Origin of the sequence: uncultured Psychromonas sp. (assembly GCF_947489755.1) — a bacterium.
Taxonomy (GTDB): Bacteria; Pseudomonadota; Gammaproteobacteria; order Enterobacterales; family Psychromonadaceae; genus Psychromonas.
The window spans coordinates 68,892-88,243 of the sequence record NZ_CANLFB010000015.1; the positions used below are offsets into that span (position 1 = coordinate 68,892).

Below are 19,352 nucleotides of genomic sequence, written 5' to 3' on the forward strand. Positions count from 1 at the left end.
ATTAAAACCATAACAAACTAAATTAGATAAATCTAATATATAAAAAACTAATTTATCTAAACCTAATATAACTAAAGCTAATAAAGAAAAATCTAAATTAGATTTGATAAGATGAAAAATGAATGTAATATCATCATTATTAAAGAGGAATAAAACATGAAAAATAAATTAGCAATGATTCATGAAAATGCGGGTGAAGCAAGTGATCTGCTTAAAGTGATGGCGCATAAAGACCGAATGGTCGTGTTGTGTTTATTATCTGAAGGTGAGATGGGCGTCGCTGAGTTACGCGAACATACCCAATTAAGCCAATCAGCCTTCTCTCAACATTTAAGTGTGTTAAGAAAAAACGAGTTAGTAAAAGTGAGAAAAGAATCGCAACTAGTCTTTTATTCACTAGCAGATGAACGCGTGAATATATTATTAAAATCAATGCAACAAGCCTTCTGCCCTACTTTATTGTCTGACGATCAATCAGAATAATAATTTAGTTAAACTAATGTTGGAGTCAGTCAAATGGAAAACTTTACCCCTTGGACATCGTTACTAGGTGGCGCTTTATTAGGCCTATCTGCCGTATTACTGATGTTATTTTCAGGAAAAGTTGCAGGGATAAGTGGTATTTTAAACGGTCTACTGACACCGAAAAAAGATGATTTTTTATGGCGTTTTCTTTTTATCTTAGGCATGGCATCAAGTATTTTATTGCTCGTCCCTTTTTCAATTGAATTACCTACCGTGTCAGGACAACCGCTCGCTTTTATTATTGGAGGGTTACTAGTGGGTTTCGGCACACGCTTAGGCAATGGTTGCACAAGTGGTCATGGTATTGTGGGTATCGGTCGTTTTTCTAAACGCTCAATTATTGCTACTTGTCTTTTTATAAGCGTTGCAGCCCTCGTTGTTTTTCTTCGCTTACATGTAGGAGCTTTATAATGCTAAATGCCATCATCGCTCTAATATCGGGTATATTATTCGGCACCGGTATGATTGTTTCAAATATGGTGGATCCCACTAAAGTAATCAATTTTTTAGACATTACTGGTCATTGGGATCCCAGCCTAGCAGTCGTTATTATTGGTGCGTTAGCCGTGTTTACACCTTGCTACCATTTATTTATAAAACAACGACGTCATGCAATTAATGGTAAAGAATTTAACTGGACAAAAAATACGAAAGTTGATGGTAAATTACTGTTAGGCGCTACAATTTTTGGTATCGGTTGGGGGTTAGTGGGGATTTGTCCTGGCCCGTCAATAAGCAGTATTGGTAATGGCTCTATATCCACTTATCTATTTATTGCCAGTATGCTGTGTGGCATGGCGATCGCTAATCTCAATATTAATATTTTTAATAAAAAGTGTTCATCGTAAATAAAAGACTCATCAAACTAAAATCACATAATAAAAACGTAATCGCACTCAATTCATAAGTATTATTGGTTGAGTGCATATTATCTTTTAAAAGGTATTAATATAATACTCTACAGGCTGTGGCCGCCCATGAAAATAACCTGCCGTATATTAAATCCGATAGACGTATTCATCTGTTCCATTTTATTAACATCATAATTTATTCATTCCAGTCATCCCCCCTTCTCAACATAAATATCAGAAAACCTTAAAAGCTCTACTTTAAAAAAGTTAAAAACTTAAAAATTTAAAAAGTTATAGGTGACTAAGATCACATTTACAATTAACATGCAGTTAATATATAACCATTACTATTAACATTCTAATATTTGAACTTGGTATAACGTCCCTATCGAAATATGAATGTCCTAAGTAATCATTTTTTTAAAGGATATTTATGCCGTCAGCTCATTCACCTCAACCAACAAACCGCGTCGCGATTATGTTCGTTTTAGCATTAGGGACTTTCATTTTAGGACTCACTGAGTTTTCAATGATGCCAATGTTACCTCTCATCAGTGAAACATTTAACGTGACACCAACACAGTCAGGCTATGCCATTAGTGCTTATGCGATGGGTGTTGTTGTGGGTGCGCCTATTTTAATGCTGAGCACAGCGAATATGCGTAAACGTAAAGCACTTCTAATATTTTTAACGTTAATGTTTATTGGTAATGGATTAAGCGCCTTTTCTGACTCGTTAAATCAATTGATTTTGTTTCGTTTTTTAAGTGGTTTACCTCATGGCGCTTACTTTGGCGCTGCGATTCTTTTAGCTGCTGATATCGCCCCTAAAGGCAAACGTTCTGCGTTTATGTCTAAAATATTTATGGGCTTAACCATCGCGACTATTGTCGGTGTGCCATTAGTGACATTAGTCGGTCAAAACCTCAGTTGGCGTTACTGTTTAGCCGGTGCCTCTGTTTTATCACTTATCGCTTTAGTCTTTGTTTATAAAGTCGTTCCGAATGTTGATAATAGAAAGCCATCTAATTTACTTAATGAATTTAGTGTATTAAAAGATAAGTTAGTTTGGTCTATTTTAGGCATAGTGATCATTGGCTTTGGTGGCGTATTTTGTATTTATACTTATATCGCAGACACTATTTTAGATGTCACTCAAACACCCGCTTATACCATCTCAATTGCCATGGTCATGTTTGGTATCGGCTGTACGTTAGGTAATTATTTTTTAGGGAAAGCGGCCGACGTATCGGCAATCAAAGCAACGGGAATAAGCTTAATTTGCACTATTATATTTGCCATCGCTTACGTTAATGCCAGCCATAATATTTGGTTGTTATATGCCGTTATTTTCTTAATTGGATGCAGTATTGGTTTGGCGACCTTAATTCAAACATTATTAATGGATGTTTCTCCAGATGGTCACGCGATGATCGGCGCATTGGTGCAATGTGCGTTTAATGTTGCCAATGCGATTGGACCATGGGTTGGCGGTATGGCCATTGCTCAAGGCGCACAACCGAATCAAACAGGTTATGTGGCCGCAGCTTTATTCTTAGGTGGTTTCATTATGTGGGTATTGAGTTATATGCAAATAAACTCACAAAAAAGACGCGCTGTTCCCGTTTAACACTATACGATACAACTATTTACAGAGTCCTATTTGTCGACATATCATTTTATTAAGTTGGTTTATCGGCCAACTTAATGCTTTGTATTACAGGGTTTCGCAACTATTCGAGGCTATGCGAGACCATGAGAGACAAACTGAGCAATAATCTGTGTTACAAAAAAATCTCCTATACTTATCAGCGAAATGATAAGTATTACTTCTGCTATCGCATGCCTAACGTTATCAAAATATTTTTTCATTACCTTCTCTGATTCGACAGAGCCTCCAACGGTAATAGGTTGTTCTACTTACACCTATGTTTTTAATGCATCATTCAACCTTTTAACTTCGGCAGATACTGCTTTAAATGAAAATAACAAGGTAATGTTACTGAACTAGATATAGAGTTAAGTAATAAACTCACTTTTTAAATGTTAATGCTAATGCTAAATGTAAGTTTGGTTTGATGTTTGAAGCTGGTTTTATATACAAGGTAGGCGAGCTTCCATGTTTCCGTTGTTAATTCCGACTTTTTCCATCTACCCGCATGACAACGATTTGATTAACAATCTTAATTAATTAATTGATTTTATGTACGATAAAGGTATTGTTCTGTTAATTTTAACAAATTAAACTATTCCGTATTTCCACCGGAAATATGGAATTTTTCTGCTTAATAAGTGACTATGATATAAATTTTATTCACACATATTCACTGTAGTATTTAAGACATGTTATGCCTTACTACACCATGAAATATAGTTGAAATGAAGTATATGATTGCACCATTAACTAAAGAAAATAGAAAATTTGAGTCTAAAATTTCTTCAATTTTAATGTTATCACTTCTTGCATTTGAATAATGAAAAAACCTATTTCGTAGTGTAATTATAAAGCTATGAAAATCGGAAAAACTAACGGCAATTTTATTTGGATGAATTGTAGAGGAAGTGTAATCGTTAACAGTTTTCCAACCCAAAACTTTTTTAGTTATTGTATTAAATAGAATTTCTTGGTTTTCAGGACTTGATGTAATTTCAATATCTATTGTGGATGCTAATTCTGGAGTGTTTTTGAAAAGAGTCGCAACAAAACTCTTATGAAACTTCAACTCACCTACGTTAGAGTCTGATTTTGAATTTGTCATCCAGTTTCTTAAGTTCTCAAATGTGCGAAGGTAGTCGTCAGTTCTTGCTGAATAAATCATTGGAAAGGCATAAGATAAATGTTCGTAGGTTCGATATAAGTGCACAAACGCAGCGGTATGATTGTTTTTCTTGTAATGATATATAGCAGCTACCATTTCATTCAAAACATTTTTATAAAACCCACGATTACGGAATCTATTCGTTAACATAAATGTTTGATAATCCGCAAAAGTAATCCCTTCTTCAAAGTCATCAAGAAAAGAAAGATCTGTATTCGTGTTATCAGTAATATCACTAAAGAAAAAGTTTGTATTTTGCGTAATTTGCTCTTCTTCCAAATTTGAATATATATCGCAGCTACCACTTAATAAACGAAATAAAGCCGTTTGCTCACTACAATTTTCACCTAAATGAAAGGCGTCACCTTCAGAGAAGGTGCTCGAAGCATGTTCAATTATTTGATAGCTAGTTAGATTCATTAATTAGATGTCTTATCAGAAAAGTGGGATAAAAGAGAAGTTGCAGATAGTTCTTTAAGGGAGCTAATATTCTTAACATATTCCAAAGCAAGTTCACGTCGAAACTTGCCAACGTTAACCTTGGATGCATTGATACCTTTGAATGCTTCCTCGAATAAATCAATTAGAGCTGCAAACTCATCTACTGGGGTGTGGTGCACTACATCATAAGATGTTTTTATTCCTACACAGAAACCAATTAAATTGTTTTGTAGCATAAGCCATTCTTTACATCTATCATTTTGAGATAATCGATCAACTTCTTCTAATACTGTTTGAAATTGAATATCACCTTCAAAGACTTTAGTACTCATTATCTTTTCTACAATAATTTCATCCATTTTTTCACTGATGATTTTATTGTTTTCGTTGTGAACACTATTTGAAAAAAAGGCTAAATACCCTTTTGAAATGTCAGCTAAACTGTATGAACCTCTTTTTATCTCTTCGGCTCTATCTTTCTCAGATTGAACATCAATGCTTAGTAACTCAAAGTCAAATAACTCTTCTGTCAATACTTCAATTTGATGCCTAGGTGTCATTGGACGCTGACCATTATTCAAAGTGATCATACGATAAAGGAGCATGTCCTTATTTGGAGAGATAACTAAAGAAATATATAACTGTTTATCTAAATCAAAACCTGGTTCGTCTTTTACACCGTGCAAAGCATTTAATCTTTGCATCCCATCAAGGACATAACCTTTGGTTACTTCTTCATTACAATAAGCCTCTGCTACATTTTGATTTGAATCAGGGCTAATTACAGAGTCACCGTCTATCAATGCCATCGTAATTGGAGGCATGATACATCCATTAACCAGGTCTCGTCTCAAACGGTCGTAAAATGCAGGGTTTTGTAATTTTCTTTGTGCAGAAAATCGATTGATAAGCGGGTATATACTTTCAATAGCGAATCGATAAGTGGTAACTCCACTAAGAACTACACTTTTTATTACATTATCATAATTTATTGTATGAATTGAAATACTCATTATGTTCCTCCTGTTTTAATAAAACATAATTGTATCAGGTTTTTAGAAATTCGATTCACTTGTAGTGTAAAATCGTCTAACAAGGTATTAAGGACTTTCTTAAATAGTTCTATGACTTAATTCGAAGTTAGACTTAAAAGCAGTGCTTTAAAAACTGCTGTTATACATAGCTATTTAGTGGTTTGGTTAATGCTGTATAACAATTGGTGCAACAAACAGTCTAACACTCGGATAAGTGATTTATTTTGGTGCGACACTAACCTCTTATTAATCAACTAACTTACTGCTGCGATAGTTAGCTTATCGGCCAACTCCACTGCTTTGACTCATCTAAGCACCCCAGATTCAACTTAACAAAGGATTTTTCAAAAATGAGAGTCTCTGATTCTTATAATCCCCTTCACTTCTTATAATTAACTAGTTTCTATTACTTATCATCCGTCTCACAATCAATCTCACAATCAATCCGCATCGCCAATATTTATAAGATGTAATAAATGGAGGGTAATCTGATCTATTTATCAATGACGACTCTGCAACACCTCTTTTCTATACATTGCCATTCATTTCACTATCAATCGCTATTGTCATTTAACTTTATTCAACGTTATTATGACCGTTCAACAAATTCTATTGAAAGAGAAACCAATGTTATTTAGAAGAACGCCCTCATTTTTATCTCAATTAATTAAACTAGCAATAGTGGCTAGTTTAGGGTTTGCTTTCAATGTAAGTGCATCAATCAATGTCACGTCATTAGAAAGCGGTGGTATTAATGACTGGGAAAGTGAATCCTTTGAAGGTGAATCAACTTATAACGTAGTTCAGTATGATGGTCGCACGGTTTTAAAGGCGCAAAGTAATAACTCCGCATCAGGATTGGTGTTAAAAAAGAAAATAGATTTATTAAAAACACCTTATATCAATTGGACTTGGCTAACCAAAAACAAGCTCACTGGGTTAGATGAAAAAAGTAAAAGTGGCGATGATTACGTTGCACGGGTTTATGTTGTTATTGACGGTGGATTTAAAGTTTGGAACAGTAAATGTTTAAGTTATGTATGGTCAAGCAACCAAAGCGAAGGACAAGTTTGGGATAATGCGTTCATTGGTGACAAGGTAAAAATGCTGTCAGTACGAGGGAAACAATCAAAAGAGGATCATTGGTATAATGAAAAACGTAATGTTTTCCAAGACCTCGTTGACCAATTTGGCGATAAAGGCAGCGTCAAAAAGAACTTAGCCGCTTATCAGTATATTGATGTTATCGCCATTATGACCGATACCGATAACAGCGCAGGCAAAGCAGAATCTTATTACGGAGATATCATCTTCACAGCAGAATAATTCATTCATCATTTACATTAACACCAACACTAACAGATGGCACAAGGGCTCAATATGAAAGATAAAGTTGTTTTATTTAAAAAAATCCCAAACCAACAGCAACAACTATTAAGTGAACATTTTAACCTTGTATGCTTCGATAAAATTGATGAAAATAATATGGATGCTTTTATCCATGAAATTAAAGACGCAGATGGATTAATTGGCGCAGGCGTTAAATTAACCCCAGAAATTTTAGATAATGCCCTTCAATTAAAAGCTATCTCAACCATTTCGGTTGGCTTTGATCACTTTGACCTTGATTACTTAAATAAACGTAATATCGCATTAACTAATACGCCGGATGTATTAACTAATACAACAGCAGATACTATTTTTACGTTAATCATGTGTGCTGCTAGACGCACAACTGAATTAAATAATATGGTGACCTCAGGCCAATGGACTAACAACTTAAAAGATCAATATTTTGGTGTCGATGTTCATGGCAAAACCTTAGGGATATTAGGTATGGGTCGTATAGGCTATGCCGTTGCTAAGCGAGCACATCATGGTTTTGATATGAACATTAATTATTATAACCGCAGTGTTAATAAACAAGCAGAACATGATTTTAATGCAGAAAAAATGGCATTAGATGAATTATTAACTACATCAGATTTTATCTGTTCTATCTTGCCAGCCAATGAACACACTGACTTATTAATAGGACAACGAGAATTAGATTTAATGAAGCCTTCTGCTATTTTCATTAATGGAGGAAGAGGCAATGTGGTGGATGAACAAGCACTTGCAATCGCATTAAAAAATCGAGCTATCAGAGCGGCAGGTTTAGATGTTTATCAGGTAGAGCCATTACCTACATCATCACTTTTGATGTCCTTAGATAATGTCACTCTATTTCCACATATTGGCTCTGCAACAGCAGAAACCAGACTCGCAATGATTTGCAGCGCAATAGATAGTCTTAAAGCAGCTTGTTCTGGAGATTTAACAAAAAATTGTGTTAATGCCCAATATATAAAATAGCGCCCCCATCAGCACTCATACTGTAGAGTATTAGTGCTTTAAAACCACTAATACGTTACACAACCTTCATTCTAACACTGAAGATAATCGCAACCATTGCATAAAGAAATTCGACAGTTTATTCTGCGTTACCTTTTTTCTTATTAAGAATGGATTCTCCATGTTAAAAACAATCACTAACCTATTCCCAGTGTGGGCTATTTTATTATCTGTATTAGCGTTTTTTCAGCCATCGCTCTTCACCTCTTTAAAAACCTTCATCGTGCCTTTATTAACGATTATTATGCTGGCGATGGGACTGACATTAACACCTAAAGACTTCGCAAATGTCAGCAAAAATATTAAAGCGGTCTCTGTAGGCGTTATATTACAATTTACCGTGATGCCGATTGTTGCATTGATCATTGCGACATTAATGAATTTTGATACAAACTTAACCGTTGGCCTAGTATTAGTTGGCGCAGTAGCTGGGGGTACGAGCAGTAATGTCATGTGCTTTTTGGCGAAAGGTGATGTTGCTTTATCGATTTCAATGACCGCTATTAGTACATTGTTAAGCGTTATTTTCACGCCTTTACTCGTTGAGTTACTAGCAGGTAAAAGTATTGATATCCCAGTTATGGGCATGATCATTAGCCTGATAAAAATTGTCTTAGTACCTGTCGTACTTGGTATTGTACTTAATACTTTATTGCATAAACCCATCCAAAAAATTGCACCTGCCCTACCACTTATATCAATGGCTGCCATTGTTATTATCATTGCTATTGTTGTTGCACTTAATGCAGAAAAGTTAGTAGAAGTCGGTTCAATGGTGGCGATTGCGGTTATTTTACATAACTCGTTTGGATTGTTAGCTGGATACTGGATAACTAAAAAACTAGGCTTTGAAGAAAAAGTCTGCCGTACCATTGCCTTTGAAGTTGGATTACAAAACTCAGGATTAGCAACAGCGCTGGCCATGAAGTTCTTTGCACCAACGGCTGCTATTGCAGGGACTATTTTCTCTATCTGGCATAATATCAGTGGTTCTTTACTAGCAGGTTACTGGTCACGTAGCTCTACTCAAGATAAAGTCTAACTGTTCAATACACTTCTCTCTGGAGTAATGAGATTCCAGAGTGAGGTGTACTTGAATCCTCAATAAACTATCTTCGAGTTAGCTTTACATAAATAAAGGCAAGAAAATCGCTACAGCATCTAATCGCTTTTGCAGTTTAATTTCTTCATCTAACATGCTGAGGCTTAAGAATAATGCCCAGATCGGTTCTAAAATCATAATCAGCGCCGCTGCTTCAATCTTCAACTCCCAATGCGATATAACCGAACGCATTGCCTAGCTCATATTCGTTGGTATCCCGATTAAAGGTTGACTCGATACTAGTGCCCTTGCCTTTATTCTCATAGCCAACAAAGACTTAGGTATAACGGTAAGCTTCATTAATGCTTTTATCTAATCCCTTAAAGCTTAATACTTTGGTATAAAAATCGATAGATTGTTCAAGGTCGCTCACCCTAAGCATAGTATGCAAGCATTTCATTCAAGTCCTACTAACTAATGGTTGAATCATAACAAACGATAAAGATACAGAGACTCGCAGTAACAATAAAATCATCAACTTTTATGATCATAATAATGAAAAATACCAAGGTAAGAGCATGGTAGCGCACACTTTATCAACATAAAGGTAAAAGTGATTTCTTAACGATATAAATTAACCTTTCATTAACCTAGATGTAGTTAATATAGGTTAAATAGTATGTTGGTCATTTTTATATTAATTACATAACATTTTTATGCCAGAATTTGATGTTAAAAAATAACCAGATACAGTGGCTGTTTATCGACAATAAAATCAATAAAGTAAATAGCCATTATCACCAAATGCCCTAAACAAAAAAGGATCACATGATGAGCTTAAACAAAAAGCGCATATTAACAGGACTAATTACCTTCAGTGCATTAGCTGCATTAGTAGGATGCAACAGTGAAACAGAAGTAAAAACTGATGCGTCTGAAGCAAAAAATACAGCGACAGGTGAAGTGAATAAGATATCTGAAGGAATCGACCTTTCAATGTTTAAAGAAGGTGCATTTATTGAGACACCTAAAATAGTAGATTGCACAACATCACAAGGGACAGAAACAACCTGTTATCAACTAGTGACCTCTGGCGCACCAGCCGGAAGAGAGCCGGGCCCATTTTGTCCAAGAACCACTAGCGATGGTCCAGAAGAAGGCGGAGGCTGGTTCAGTAAGGAAGGCTCTGGGGATTTAGTAGACATTACTGGTGAGTTTATTCTAAAACTAGATGAGTACTATGAAGATGATAAATGGGCAGTTTACGACGCAGAAACCAATAAAGTACGTTATACCGCCACTAAAGCCGCTTGTTTAGGTGCAGCTCGCCCTGATGTTGAAGAACAATACAAACAAAACTGTATTGAATGTCAACTGTCTTATCTTGATGATGACTTTACAGAAACCTATTTAATTCCAATCACACCTATTCCAGCTAAAGACACCGCGGGTCGAGTACACACAGTAGGTATTGCACTTGATGGTGCAGAATTATCTGGTCCGGCGCCTGTTGATGCGATATTAGGTAGCTACACCATTGCCGCTTTCGATGATTGTGGCGGGCATATCAACGTTCATCAAGGTTACCATTATCATTCAACAACTGGCTGTACAGACCAAACTGAAACGACAGAGGATGGTCATGCACCGTTAATTGGTTACGCAGTAGATGGTTACGGTATTTATGCAATGAAAGACGCGGAAGGTAAAGAAGAGTCATTAGATGAATGTCGTGGCACAACAGATGACATTCGAGGTTATCATTACCATGCTGCAAGTCCGAGTGAAAACATGTTCATTGGATGTATGCACGGCGAAACTATAAAAACAGCAGGCGGACCGCCAGAAGGAGGTCCAGGTGATCATCAAGGTCCACCACCAGATGGTTCAACACCCCCTTTTTCTGAATAATAGGAGTATCAACAATAATGGCTAATACTCTTTTTAAAAGAATACTGTGTGGCTTTGCTACTTTCTTTTTAGCAACAAGTTTTGTACACGCTCACTCTGGCCCATTAAGTGAAATCGCGGTTAAAGCTTGTGATGTTAAATCTCGATCTCAATCTTGCCAATATGAAGATGGTCATCAAAATTTATACATTGGTAGTTGTCAATACATGTCAGAAACCTTGATGTGCGTTAGGAATCAACCCATTCAAAAAATCGAAACAGATAGCGTTAGCAAACAAGAAGCTAAAGATACGCACGAACAAAACTAATGACAAAATATGGATGTGAATACATTAATTAACAATTTTTTGTATATTAAAAACACTTTTAGTCGTTATTATTTAAATTTAACACTATTATTGTTCTGACTATAAGTGACAGCGGTCACTAGAAGCGCTGTTATTATAAATAAATACTGGATGTATTTGACATATTTCGGTACATTGTCAACTTTTTATGCACGTAAACACTAAGGATAGTAAAATGAACCCAGAAGAGATGGTAGATTCGGTAACGAATATCGCCCTAGTATATGGACCTAAACTTATCGCAGCAGTGGTAGTTTGGATTATTGGTTCGTGGATTATTAAGTTGCTTTTAAGCGGCTTAAATAAAATCATGACAAAAAGTAATGTTGATGCTTCACTAAGACCGTTTTTAAATAGTCTTACAGGCATGATACTGAAAGTGATGTTAGGTATTACTGTACTTGGCATGTTAGGTATCGAAATGACATCGTTTGTTGCTATTTTAGCAGCAGCAGGTTTAGCTGTTGGTATGGCATTATCAGGTACACTGCAAAACTTTGCAGGTGGTGTAATGATCTTGTTATTCAAACCTTTCAAAGTAGGTGATTTCATTGACGCACAGGGCCATGCTGGTTCAGTTAAAGAAATTCAAATCTTCAACACTATTTTAAAAACAGGTGATAACAAAACAATCATCCTACCAAATGGTGGTTTATCAACAGGTTCAATGACTAACTTTTCAACGGAAGAAAAACGTCGTGTAGATTGGACTATTGGTATTGCATACGGTGACGATATCGATAAAGCACGTGCTGTAATCAAAAGTATGTGTGATGCAGATGCTCGTATATTAAAAGATCCTGAAGTAGTTATTGTTGTTTCTGCACTAGCTGATAGCTCAGTAAACTTTACTGTTCGTGCATGGGTACAAGCACCAGATTACTGGGGCGTATTCTTTGACATGAATGAAAATGTATACAAAACATTTGCGACTGAAGGACTTAGTATTCCTTTCCCACAAATGGATGTACATTTACACAAGTAAGCTAATTTAAACGCTTATTAATAAGGTCGAATGTTAAGCATTAGGCCTTTTTTTATGCCTAAAATAAACTTAATTATCTTTGATTGAAATAAACTTAGCTTAATAATACCTGCTTATTTTACTTTGTTAGATCTCCCCTCTTAAAAACACCAACCAGTATTCAAAAATCTAGGCGTAAGTCTGGAAGAAATATGCATAAAAGAGAAAGAGTTAATAAGAAAATAGAATGATTAAATTAAAAAGTGAGCAGAATGTCATAGTTAGAAATTAATTATTAGAGACAGATAATTAAAGGTAGATAATTAAGAACTGGTAATTAACGGTTACTGATGTTCATCGATTAATGATTAACGTTTCACAGTAATAGGGGGCCTTGTCTTTAGATGAAGTACTCATATCATATGATTAGCCAGAATGACTGGCAAAGTCAAACAGGCTAACCTGTAATAATTTAAACAATTATTATTAAAGCGTGATACATTTTTCTGATGATGGAGAATCACCAACGCTATTAGAAGCACTAATACGGTAACAATACGTTTCACCGCTTTGAAGGTCTAAATCATCATATGATGTGGTATTTTCAGCAACATAATAAGTGGTTTCATAATCAGTATCAGACGCGGTACGACGCTCAATAATAAATTCAACTTCATTATCAGAGTTATCATCCCATGTAATATTTAAATTGACAGTTTCATCTTCAACAATAGGTGTAGAAACAAGTTCTTCATCCAATTCTGAATTAGCATCGTCAGGGATAATTAACTCGTCTTCTAAAGACTCTCCGCTTGGAATAGAGACAAAGATATCATCGGTATCTACACCCTCATCTGTTTCGTCTGTGACAACCGTATCTTCATCAATATTTTCTTCAGAAGATTCAACGATAAGCTCTTCATCAGTAGTCACCTCTTCTACAGTCGATTCGTCAGATGTTTTTTCATCTACAACAGAGCTGCTAGAGCCAGAAGATCCACCACAGGCGTATAAGAAAGTTGAACATAATAATAGTGTTGTTCTAAATATGAGAGGTTTTAAAATCATCAGTTTTGTCTCCAACAAAATTGATGATCCAGAAATTTTTTATATATATAACAGAAGAAAAACAAAGAGAGGTATGTTGTATCATTGCCTCGGTAACTCCGCTGCCATTGACGTTAGTCTACAGGCCGGTGGTTTTGCGTATTAAGGTTTCCCTTAACTTGCCTTTTTCTAGCTAATAATATTTGAATTACTGAATCAAGTGCATAGATGCGTTAGTGCATTAGATCGTTTATAAATTAATTAACTCTGATTATAGAGATAGAATGATAAAACACAAAGAATTAGTTCGTTTTATAATCAAAAAGTAGTATATAAAGAAAACAAACATCATAATAAATACATTGTTTGCTTCTCAATAAAATTTATTACCCTAATACTAACGTCTATTTTATCGCCTTTTTATTAAGATAATAATTAAGTAATAGGGCAACTAACATGATCGCTGCACCAATACTCAGCCGCAATAGATTAGCGTCTTTGTTCCAAATAATAACATTGACCGCAATACCAGCAGGAATCAATAAGTTATTCATTATTGCAAGTGTTCCTATGTTGACTAAAGTCGCACCTTTATTCCAGCCAAAATAACCTAAACCTGAAGCAATGGTGCCTAAATATATAAGAACTCCCCATTGTGTGCTGGTTGTTGGTAACTTATCTGCGTTACCAAATAAAAGATAACAAAGCGTAGCCACACAAAGCGCGCCGACAAAGAACCACCCAAAGACAGTTTTATGGTCAATAGTGCTATTAAGCATTAAACGACTATAAGCAACCTGCCCTATCGCAAAGCAAATGTTCGCACCTTGTACTAATAACAAACCAAACCAAAAATCTGAATTAATATTTTCATAACGTATCGCAATTGCCCCAAATACAGCAATCACAGCGACCAGTAGAAATTGAGGATTAAAACGTTTACTCATCACATCGTTTAATAAAGTCACATAAATTGGCGTCATGACAGTGAAAAGTAATACCTCAGGGACCGATAAATACAAGAAAGAGTGATAATAAAAGATATACATCATCCCTAACTGAACAGCCCCAATTAACATAATTTTAAAGGCCACTTTACGTGGTATTTGTTTGATTTTTAGGAAAGGTAAAAACAATAATGTCGCCAATGCAATGCGTATAAATACACTAAACCAAGCATCGACTTGTCCTGCTAAATAAACGCCAATCAAGCTAAATGAGAAAGCCCAAAGCAACGTCACTGATAATAAATAACCCATACAAAAATCCATTTTAAATAATTAGGGCGCACAGTTTACCGCATCTATTGAAAACAGCTAGTACATTGAAATCGTGGGTTTAGATGAGTTATAAAATCAATCTAGATTCAATCTGTATATAGTGGGGAACCGCTGATGTTTACCAAGTAAAATAAGCTTTAATCTAAAACGGGAGATCTTTAATACAAAGTAAAATATTAATTCATATACTGGCACTAGCGACAAAGATATTCTGATGTGATGGTTGTTCGCTATGCTAACAAAGAGAGAGAATTTTAATGGCTGGCCATTTAAAGAGTAAAGTAAAGAGAAACGATACATATAAATGACCAGATTATCCTAATGAGTCAGGTCTGTAGGGGTTAAATTTAGCTACTTAACACCATCGCAATAAATAACACAACACTCAAAGAAGCAGAAACAATAGTTAGCTGGCGTAGTTTTGGTAACTGCAAAGCAAGAATAAAACCTGAGATGAGTATTAACAATAGCCCAACAGCGAAAGCAGTCGCATAGACTTTAAAGGGTGTTCCTCCTTTTGCTTTATGCAATTGTACAAATTGTCGATACCAACTAGTCTCTTCTATTGTTAGTGTCGCCATTAATGGCTGAAATGTAGGCGCTAAAATAACATTAAGGTTTGAACCACTCCATTCGAGCTGAAAAACTGAACCCATTTTTTTGATTTTAGCTTTACCCGATGGCATCGCCACATCTTGTTTTTTCAATTCATTTTTTGCGAGTGTAACCAATTCTGTCAAATCACCTTGAATCGGCTCTTTAAGCTGTAATTCCTGAGTCGTTGTTTCATAACCCCCTTTTATCCCCCAGGTATAAAGCGCGCCTGTTACAAAAAACATGATTGCCACTGGTAAAATAAAAGCGGCGAGTAATGTATGCGCTTTAATTAAGAATGAACGATTTATTTTTTCCATTAGTCATTTCCTCTGTTTCTTTTTATTATTATTTATGCGTCTGTAGAACAACTGATTTTCAGCCCACGGGTTTAAATCAGCGAGCACAGTAATTCACATTTAATTGAGATTCAATGCGTTTTTATATTTTTATAACTTATTGATTAAATTAGGTCTAGATTGATTTTATGAGGAGAGAATATTGAGATTATCTAGCATAAACCTAGCTATTAGATGATAAAGATGAGACGTTCTTTTTTAAAAAATTAAAGGTGTTAATGTTTATTAAAAAATATTCGCATTATTTGAAAAAAAAATTTATTAAGTTCAGAGTAAAATTTATAATAATGAATTAACATCATAAAAAATGCCTATATCTATAAAAACATATAGATTTAACAAATAGTTTAGATTTGGAAGAGATAATTCCCCCCCATTTACTTTGTATTCTTTTCACTTTCATGAGCCTTACTAAAACAACTACAGATAGTTTCCCAATTAGTGCCTTGCAACTAATTCACATTGTCCATTCTATTTAATTAAACTTAACTCGCCCCCACAATTATACAATAAAATCAAAGGTTTAAATTTAAAATAACAATGCAGTATATCCGAGTTTCAAATTACTTTTTTATTTGCTAATCCATTAACAAAGTTAAAGTTATCCGCATAATCCAATTAGTCACTCCCAACCAAAAAATCAATATAAAACATAATAAAACACATTAAAAAAGTAATAAACTATCACAAATTAAGCATAAAAGTTTAAATCACTGTTTACTATTCTCGTATTTTCAGGTTACATTAACACCCATTAAGTGATAACGATACTTAATATCAGTAAATAAAAAGAGATAACCACTTTAGAAACTACTTAAAAAAGGAATTGCAAAATGAGCGTTTTTACACCGAATAAAATAATGACAGCTATAGCAACTATCGTTTTTACATCAAGTGTTTATGCTGCTGATGGTATTAATAGTTCAACGGGGTATGCAGAAAATTATACTGTTACTGGTGATGAAATGTTATTAGATTTTGATGATGTTTCATGGAACGTGGTTAACGTGGATACGGAAAGTGAATTAGAAGATGCTTTAGAAGATGCAAGTGCAGGTGATAAAATTATCATTGCACCTGGCACCTATACTGGTAATTTTAAATTGAATGTAGGTGGTACAAAAAATAAACCTATTTGGATTACCGGTAAAACTTATCTTGATATGCCGATACTTGATGGTGATGATTATAACAATGGTACAGTATTAGCCATCGATGGTGCAGATGATTCTGATGACCAAGGCATTAGCTATATTTATATTGAGAAGATTGAAGTCACCAATGCGAGAACAGGTATATCGCTCGATCAGGCTGATTATGTCACCATTGATAATGTTGAAGTTTACGACGTAGGTCAATCAGGTATTCATCTCCGAGATGGAAGCTCCTATAATATTGTTCAGGACTCGTACGTCCATGATACCGGCCTTTATAACGTAAAATATGGTGAAGCAATCTACATTGGTTCTGATTACACGAAGTGGGATGATACCGGCTCCAGTTCAAATACTTACGATCCAGCGACAGATTATAATCAAATCCTAAGCAATACGCTTGGCCCTAATGTAACAGCTGAACATGTCGATATTAAAGAAGGCTCTTCTTACGCTTATATCATTGGTAATACCTTCGATGCTGAAGGTATGAATGACATTATTAATGGTGGTTTAAGCTTTATCGACTTTAAAGGCAACTATGCTGAAGCGGCTTACAACACAGGCGATCAAAATGAGAATAAATATTTTGAAAACGCATTTGAAATAAATGAAAAATCAAACGGTTGGGGTTATAACAACGATATTCATGATAATTCACTAAGCTTTGATGATGAATATTATGATGAAGACAAGGTATCAGTCACATTAACGTTAGCGCTTGGCTCTGGCGGTTCTGCTTACAGTGAGTCAACGACCAAGTCTATTTCGCCTGACCATTGGGTAGTGGAAAATAACGTTGATGACTCTGATTACACCAATCAAGTTTCAGATAATGACCGAGATCCAGATGACGAAGACAAGATGTATACAGGTGATTTAACTGAATACTAATTCTTATAGCGAATGCCGCCACTGAGGCGGCATTTTTATTATTTAACCTGTAGTAAATAGTTATCAATAATTATATTGCTGTTGAATATTATTGTTAAACAATAGACTCATTGTAATTAACCTGATTTGTTGACGATTTATCAGCCTGATGCAAGTTCAACCGTCTCTTTAGAAGCTAATGAAACTTGGGTTACCACCGCACCGAGCACAGGTCGAATACTCTTATGATTGATGATGAACATTTATGACTTCACCATCAATAAGGTGCCCTACTACTTGTACTATGAAAATCTCCATGTCGCTAATGATACCAATTCACTTAACTTTCTATAATACCAACTCACTTAATTTTCTAAGCCATTTCATTAAAAGTGTCGCCAAGCGCATTAATCAAAGAGTCGATCTCTTCTTTTTCACTGGTAAAAGGCAAACCCAATTGAATGGTTGCACCACCATAACGAACATAAAATCCTTTCTCCCACATTTTCATGGCTATTTGATAAGGACGTAATGCCGGCTCACCAGGAAAAGGAGCAATACTAAAACCCGCTGAGAAACCATAATTTCTAATATCAGTGACATATTTGCAGCCTTTTAAACTGTGCACCGCATTTTCAAAATAAGGACTAAGCGCTTTAACACGTTCAACTAATTTGTCTTGTTTCAATATATCCAAGGTTGCAATGCCAGCAGCACAAGCGACAGGATGAGCGGAATAGGTATAACCATGAGGAAACTCAATCATATAATCAGGACCACCTTGGTCCATATAAGTATCGTAAATTTCTTGTTTCGCAATCACTGCGCCCATTGGAATAGTGCCATTCGTCACTTGTTTAGCAATGTTGATAATATCAGGCACAACACCAAACGCTTCAGCGCCCGTGTTTTCGCCCATTCGACCAAAGCTACAAATCACCTCATCAAAAATAAGTAAGATATTATTATCATCACATATTTCACGTAAGCGATTTAAATAACCGATAGGCGGCGGAATAACGCCCCCAGAGCCAGATAACGGTTCAACAATTACTGCCGCAATATTAGAGGCATCATGCAGTGCAATCAGATCTATTAATTCATTGGCGAGTTCGACGCCAGCTTCAGGTTGACCTTGGCAAAATAAATTTTCAGGTAAAAGAGTATGACGTAAATGATCCGCTTCAACCGCAGGACCAAATAAAGCACGATTCCCGCCGATGCCACCCACTGAAATACCACCGAAATTGCTGCCGTGATAACCTAAACCACGGCCAATTAATTTAGTTTTGCTGGCCATGCCTTTTTTACGCCAATAGCCACGCGCCATTTTTAATGCTGTTTCAGCGGCTTCAGACCCTGATCCTGTATAGAAAACGCGATTAAGACCTTTAGGCATAAAATCCGTAATTTTTTCTGCGAGTTGGAATGATTTAGCATGTCCGAATTGAAAGCCTGGAGAATAATCTAATGTTTTTAGTTGTTCACTAACCGCTTCAGCAATCTCTGGTCGACCATGTCCTAAACCACAACACCATAAGCCAGATAGCCCATCAAATATTTGTCGGCCTTTTGAATCGGTATAATATTTACCCTGTGCAGAGGTAATGATACGCGGGTCTTTTTTGAATTCACGGTTACCTGTATAAGGCATCCAATGTGCATCAAGTTGGGATTGAGTTATGCCACTATTTAATTGTTCATTATTCATTGTTCA

19 protein-coding genes and 1 riboswitch are annotated in these 19,352 nt (G+C 35.5%); of the genes, 11 read left to right on the top strand and 8 right to left on the bottom strand.

Translation table 11 applies throughout. The features are described from left to right. Positions 1–156 precede the first annotated feature (156 nt). From Q0794_RS10165 to Q0794_RS10180, 4 genes are all read left to right on the top strand, one after another. Entirely contained in the window at positions 157–483 is a 327-nt protein-coding gene (locus tag Q0794_RS10165) for a metalloregulator ArsR/SmtB family transcription factor (RefSeq protein WP_298941608.1), read from the top strand. Positions 484–516: 33 nt separating this feature from the next. After that, a complete protein-coding gene (locus Q0794_RS10170) occupies positions 517–936 on the top strand; it encodes a YeeE/YedE thiosulfate transporter family protein (RefSeq protein WP_298941609.1) in 420 nt (139 codons plus the stop codon). Beyond that, positions 936–1,373 carry a YeeE/YedE family protein gene (locus Q0794_RS10175; protein ID WP_298941610.1) on the top strand — a complete coding sequence of 146 codons (438 nt, stop codon included), beginning with the start codon at positions 936–938 and terminating at the stop codon, positions 1,371–1,373. Before Q0794_RS10170 ends, Q0794_RS10175 begins: the two co-directional genes overlap by 1 nt. Before the next feature lie 436 nt (positions 1,374–1,809). Continuing rightward, positions 1,810–3,006, top strand: a complete 1,197-nt coding sequence (locus Q0794_RS10180) for an MFS transporter (RefSeq protein WP_298941611.1) — start codon at positions 1,810–1,812, stop codon at positions 3,004–3,006. Positions 3,007–3,712: 706 nt separating this feature from the next. On the opposite strand, the gene Q0794_RS10185 is transcribed toward Q0794_RS10180, so the two are convergent. Then, complete coding sequence (locus Q0794_RS10185) at positions 3,713–4,615, bottom strand: hypothetical protein (protein WP_298941612.1); 903 nt, start codon at positions 4,613–4,615, stop codon at positions 3,713–3,715. Further along, positions 4,615–5,649, bottom strand: coding sequence for a hypothetical protein (locus Q0794_RS10190; RefSeq protein ID WP_298941613.1), 1,035 nt, complete (start codon positions 5,647–5,649; stop codon positions 4,615–4,617). Before Q0794_RS10190 ends, Q0794_RS10185 begins: the two co-directional genes overlap by 1 nt. A 648-nt stretch (positions 5,650–6,297) precedes the next feature. On the opposite strand from Q0794_RS10190, the gene Q0794_RS10195 reads away from it, so the two are divergent. The 3 genes from Q0794_RS10195 to Q0794_RS10205 all read left to right on the top strand — a co-directional run bounded on the left by Q0794_RS10195 (position 6,298) and on the right by Q0794_RS10205 (position 9,106). Beyond that, a complete protein-coding gene (locus tag Q0794_RS10195) occupies positions 6,298–6,996 on the top strand; it encodes a DUF3047 domain-containing protein (protein ID WP_298941614.1) in 699 nt (232 codons plus the stop codon). Positions 6,997–7,050: 54 nt separating this feature from the next. Further along, positions 7,051–8,025 carry a D-glycerate dehydrogenase gene (locus Q0794_RS10200; protein WP_298941615.1) on the top strand — a complete coding sequence of 325 codons (975 nt, stop codon included), beginning with the start codon at positions 7,051–7,053 and terminating at the stop codon, positions 8,023–8,025. A gap of 160 nt (positions 8,026–8,185) precedes the next feature. Continuing rightward, the gene (locus tag Q0794_RS10205; protein ID WP_298941616.1) at positions 8,186–9,106 is read left to right on the top strand and encodes a bile acid:sodium symporter family protein; all 921 of its coding nucleotides are present in this window, start codon (positions 8,186–8,188) and stop codon (positions 9,104–9,106) included. A gap of 84 nt (positions 9,107–9,190) precedes the next feature. On the opposite strand, the gene Q0794_RS10210 is transcribed toward Q0794_RS10205, so the two are convergent. Both Q0794_RS10210 and Q0794_RS10215 read right to left on the bottom strand, forming a co-directional pair. Continuing rightward, the gene (locus tag Q0794_RS10210) at positions 9,191–9,358 is read right to left on the bottom strand and encodes a hypothetical protein (protein WP_298941617.1); all 168 of its coding nucleotides are present in this window, start codon (positions 9,356–9,358) and stop codon (positions 9,191–9,193) included. An 85-nt stretch (positions 9,359–9,443) separates the two neighbouring features. After that, complete coding sequence (locus Q0794_RS10215; RefSeq protein WP_366522542.1) at positions 9,444–9,566, bottom strand: VOC family protein; 123 nt, start codon at positions 9,564–9,566, stop codon at positions 9,444–9,446. Between the two features lie 371 nt (positions 9,567–9,937). Here Q0794_RS10215 and Q0794_RS10220 point away from each other — a divergent pair, with 371 nt between their 5' ends. From Q0794_RS10220 to Q0794_RS10230, 3 genes are all read left to right on the top strand, one after another. Further along, the gene (locus Q0794_RS10220) at positions 9,938–11,017 is read left to right on the top strand and encodes a YHYH protein (protein WP_298941618.1); all 1,080 of its coding nucleotides are present in this window, start codon (positions 9,938–9,940) and stop codon (positions 11,015–11,017) included. Between the two features lie 17 nt (positions 11,018–11,034). After that, on the top strand, positions 11,035–11,325 hold the full coding sequence (locus tag Q0794_RS10225; RefSeq protein ID WP_298941619.1) for a hypothetical protein: 291 nt from the start codon (positions 11,035–11,037) through the stop codon (positions 11,323–11,325). A gap of 214 nt (positions 11,326–11,539) precedes the next feature. Then, positions 11,540–12,349, top strand: a complete 810-nt coding sequence (locus Q0794_RS10230) for a mechanosensitive ion channel domain-containing protein (RefSeq protein WP_298941620.1) — start codon at positions 11,540–11,542, stop codon at positions 12,347–12,349. A gap of 465 nt (positions 12,350–12,814) precedes the next feature. On the opposite strand, the gene Q0794_RS10235 is transcribed toward Q0794_RS10230, so the two are convergent. The 3 genes from Q0794_RS10235 to Q0794_RS10245 form a co-directional block, all read right to left on the bottom strand. Continuing rightward, the gene (locus Q0794_RS10235; RefSeq protein ID WP_298941621.1) at positions 12,815–13,396 is read right to left on the bottom strand and encodes a hypothetical protein; all 582 of its coding nucleotides are present in this window, start codon (positions 13,394–13,396) and stop codon (positions 12,815–12,817) included. 88 nt (positions 13,397–13,484) lie between these two features. Beyond that, positions 13,485–13,569: riboswitch (cyclic di-GMP riboswitch) on the bottom strand. A 210-nt stretch (positions 13,570–13,779) separates the two neighbouring features. Then, the gene (locus Q0794_RS10240) at positions 13,780–14,634 is read right to left on the bottom strand and encodes a DMT family transporter (protein ID WP_298941622.1); all 855 of its coding nucleotides are present in this window, start codon (positions 14,632–14,634) and stop codon (positions 13,780–13,782) included. Between the two features lie 368 nt (positions 14,635–15,002). After that, complete coding sequence (locus tag Q0794_RS10245) at positions 15,003–15,569, bottom strand: PepSY domain-containing protein (RefSeq protein ID WP_298941623.1); 567 nt, start codon at positions 15,567–15,569, stop codon at positions 15,003–15,005. Between the two features lie 872 nt (positions 15,570–16,441). On the opposite strand from Q0794_RS10245, the gene Q0794_RS10250 reads away from it, so the two are divergent. Then, positions 16,442–17,656 carry a right-handed parallel beta-helix repeat-containing protein gene (locus tag Q0794_RS10250; RefSeq protein WP_298941624.1) on the top strand — a complete coding sequence of 405 codons (1,215 nt, stop codon included), beginning with the start codon at positions 16,442–16,444 and terminating at the stop codon, positions 17,654–17,656. 352 nt (positions 17,657–18,008) lie between these two features. On the opposite strand, the gene Q0794_RS10255 is transcribed toward Q0794_RS10250, so the two are convergent. Beyond that, positions 18,009–19,346 carry an aspartate aminotransferase family protein gene (locus Q0794_RS10255; protein WP_298941625.1) on the bottom strand — a complete coding sequence of 446 codons (1,338 nt, stop codon included), beginning with the start codon at positions 19,344–19,346 and terminating at the stop codon, positions 18,009–18,011. Between the last annotated feature and the right edge of the window lie 6 nt (positions 19,347–19,352).

Bases quoted from the DNA above. Each gene is read 5' to 3' on its own strand.
- Q0794_RS10165 (WP_298941608.1), top strand. From the start codon at position 157: ATGAAAAATAAATTAGCAATGATTCATGAAAATGCGGGTGAAGCAAGT.
- Q0794_RS10170 (WP_298941609.1), top strand. From the start codon at position 517: ATGGAAAACTTTACCCCTTGGACATCGTTACTAGGTGGCGCTTTATTA.
- Q0794_RS10175 (WP_298941610.1), top strand. From the start codon at position 936: ATGCTAAATGCCATCATCGCTCTAATATCGGGTATATTATTCGGCACC.
- Q0794_RS10180 (WP_298941611.1), top strand. From the start codon at position 1,810: ATGCCGTCAGCTCATTCACCTCAACCAACAAACCGCGTCGCGATTATG.
- Q0794_RS10185 (WP_298941612.1), bottom strand. From the start codon at position 4,615: ATGAATCTAACTAGCTATCAAATAATTGAACATGCTTCGAGCACCTTC.
- Q0794_RS10190 (WP_298941613.1), bottom strand. From the start codon at position 5,649: ATGAGTATTTCAATTCATACAATAAATTATGATAATGTAATAAAAAGT.
- Q0794_RS10195 (WP_298941614.1), top strand. From the start codon at position 6,298: ATGTTATTTAGAAGAACGCCCTCATTTTTATCTCAATTAATTAAACTA.
- Q0794_RS10200 (WP_298941615.1), top strand. From the start codon at position 7,051: ATGAAAGATAAAGTTGTTTTATTTAAAAAAATCCCAAACCAACAGCAA.
- Q0794_RS10205 (WP_298941616.1), top strand. From the start codon at position 8,186: ATGTTAAAAACAATCACTAACCTATTCCCAGTGTGGGCTATTTTATTA.
- Q0794_RS10210 (WP_298941617.1), bottom strand. From the start codon at position 9,358: ATGCGTTCGGTTATATCGCATTGGGAGTTGAAGATTGAAGCAGCGGCG.
- Q0794_RS10215 (WP_366522542.1), bottom strand. From the start codon at position 9,566: ATGAAATGCTTGCATACTATGCTTAGGGTGAGCGACCTTGAACAATCT.
- Q0794_RS10220 (WP_298941618.1), top strand. From the start codon at position 9,938: ATGAGCTTAAACAAAAAGCGCATATTAACAGGACTAATTACCTTCAGT.
- Q0794_RS10225 (WP_298941619.1), top strand. From the start codon at position 11,035: ATGGCTAATACTCTTTTTAAAAGAATACTGTGTGGCTTTGCTACTTTC.
- Q0794_RS10230 (WP_298941620.1), top strand. From the start codon at position 11,540: ATGAACCCAGAAGAGATGGTAGATTCGGTAACGAATATCGCCCTAGTA.
- Q0794_RS10235 (WP_298941621.1), bottom strand. From the start codon at position 13,396: ATGATTTTAAAACCTCTCATATTTAGAACAACACTATTATTATGTTCA.
- Q0794_RS10240 (WP_298941622.1), bottom strand. From the start codon at position 14,634: ATGGGTTATTTATTATCAGTGACGTTGCTTTGGGCTTTCTCATTTAGC.
- Q0794_RS10245 (WP_298941623.1), bottom strand. From the start codon at position 15,569: ATGGAAAAAATAAATCGTTCATTCTTAATTAAAGCGCATACATTACTC.
- Q0794_RS10250 (WP_298941624.1), top strand. From the start codon at position 16,442: ATGAGCGTTTTTACACCGAATAAAATAATGACAGCTATAGCAACTATC.
- Q0794_RS10255 (WP_298941625.1), bottom strand. From the start codon at position 19,346: ATGAATAATGAACAATTAAATAGTGGCATAACTCAATCCCAACTTGAT.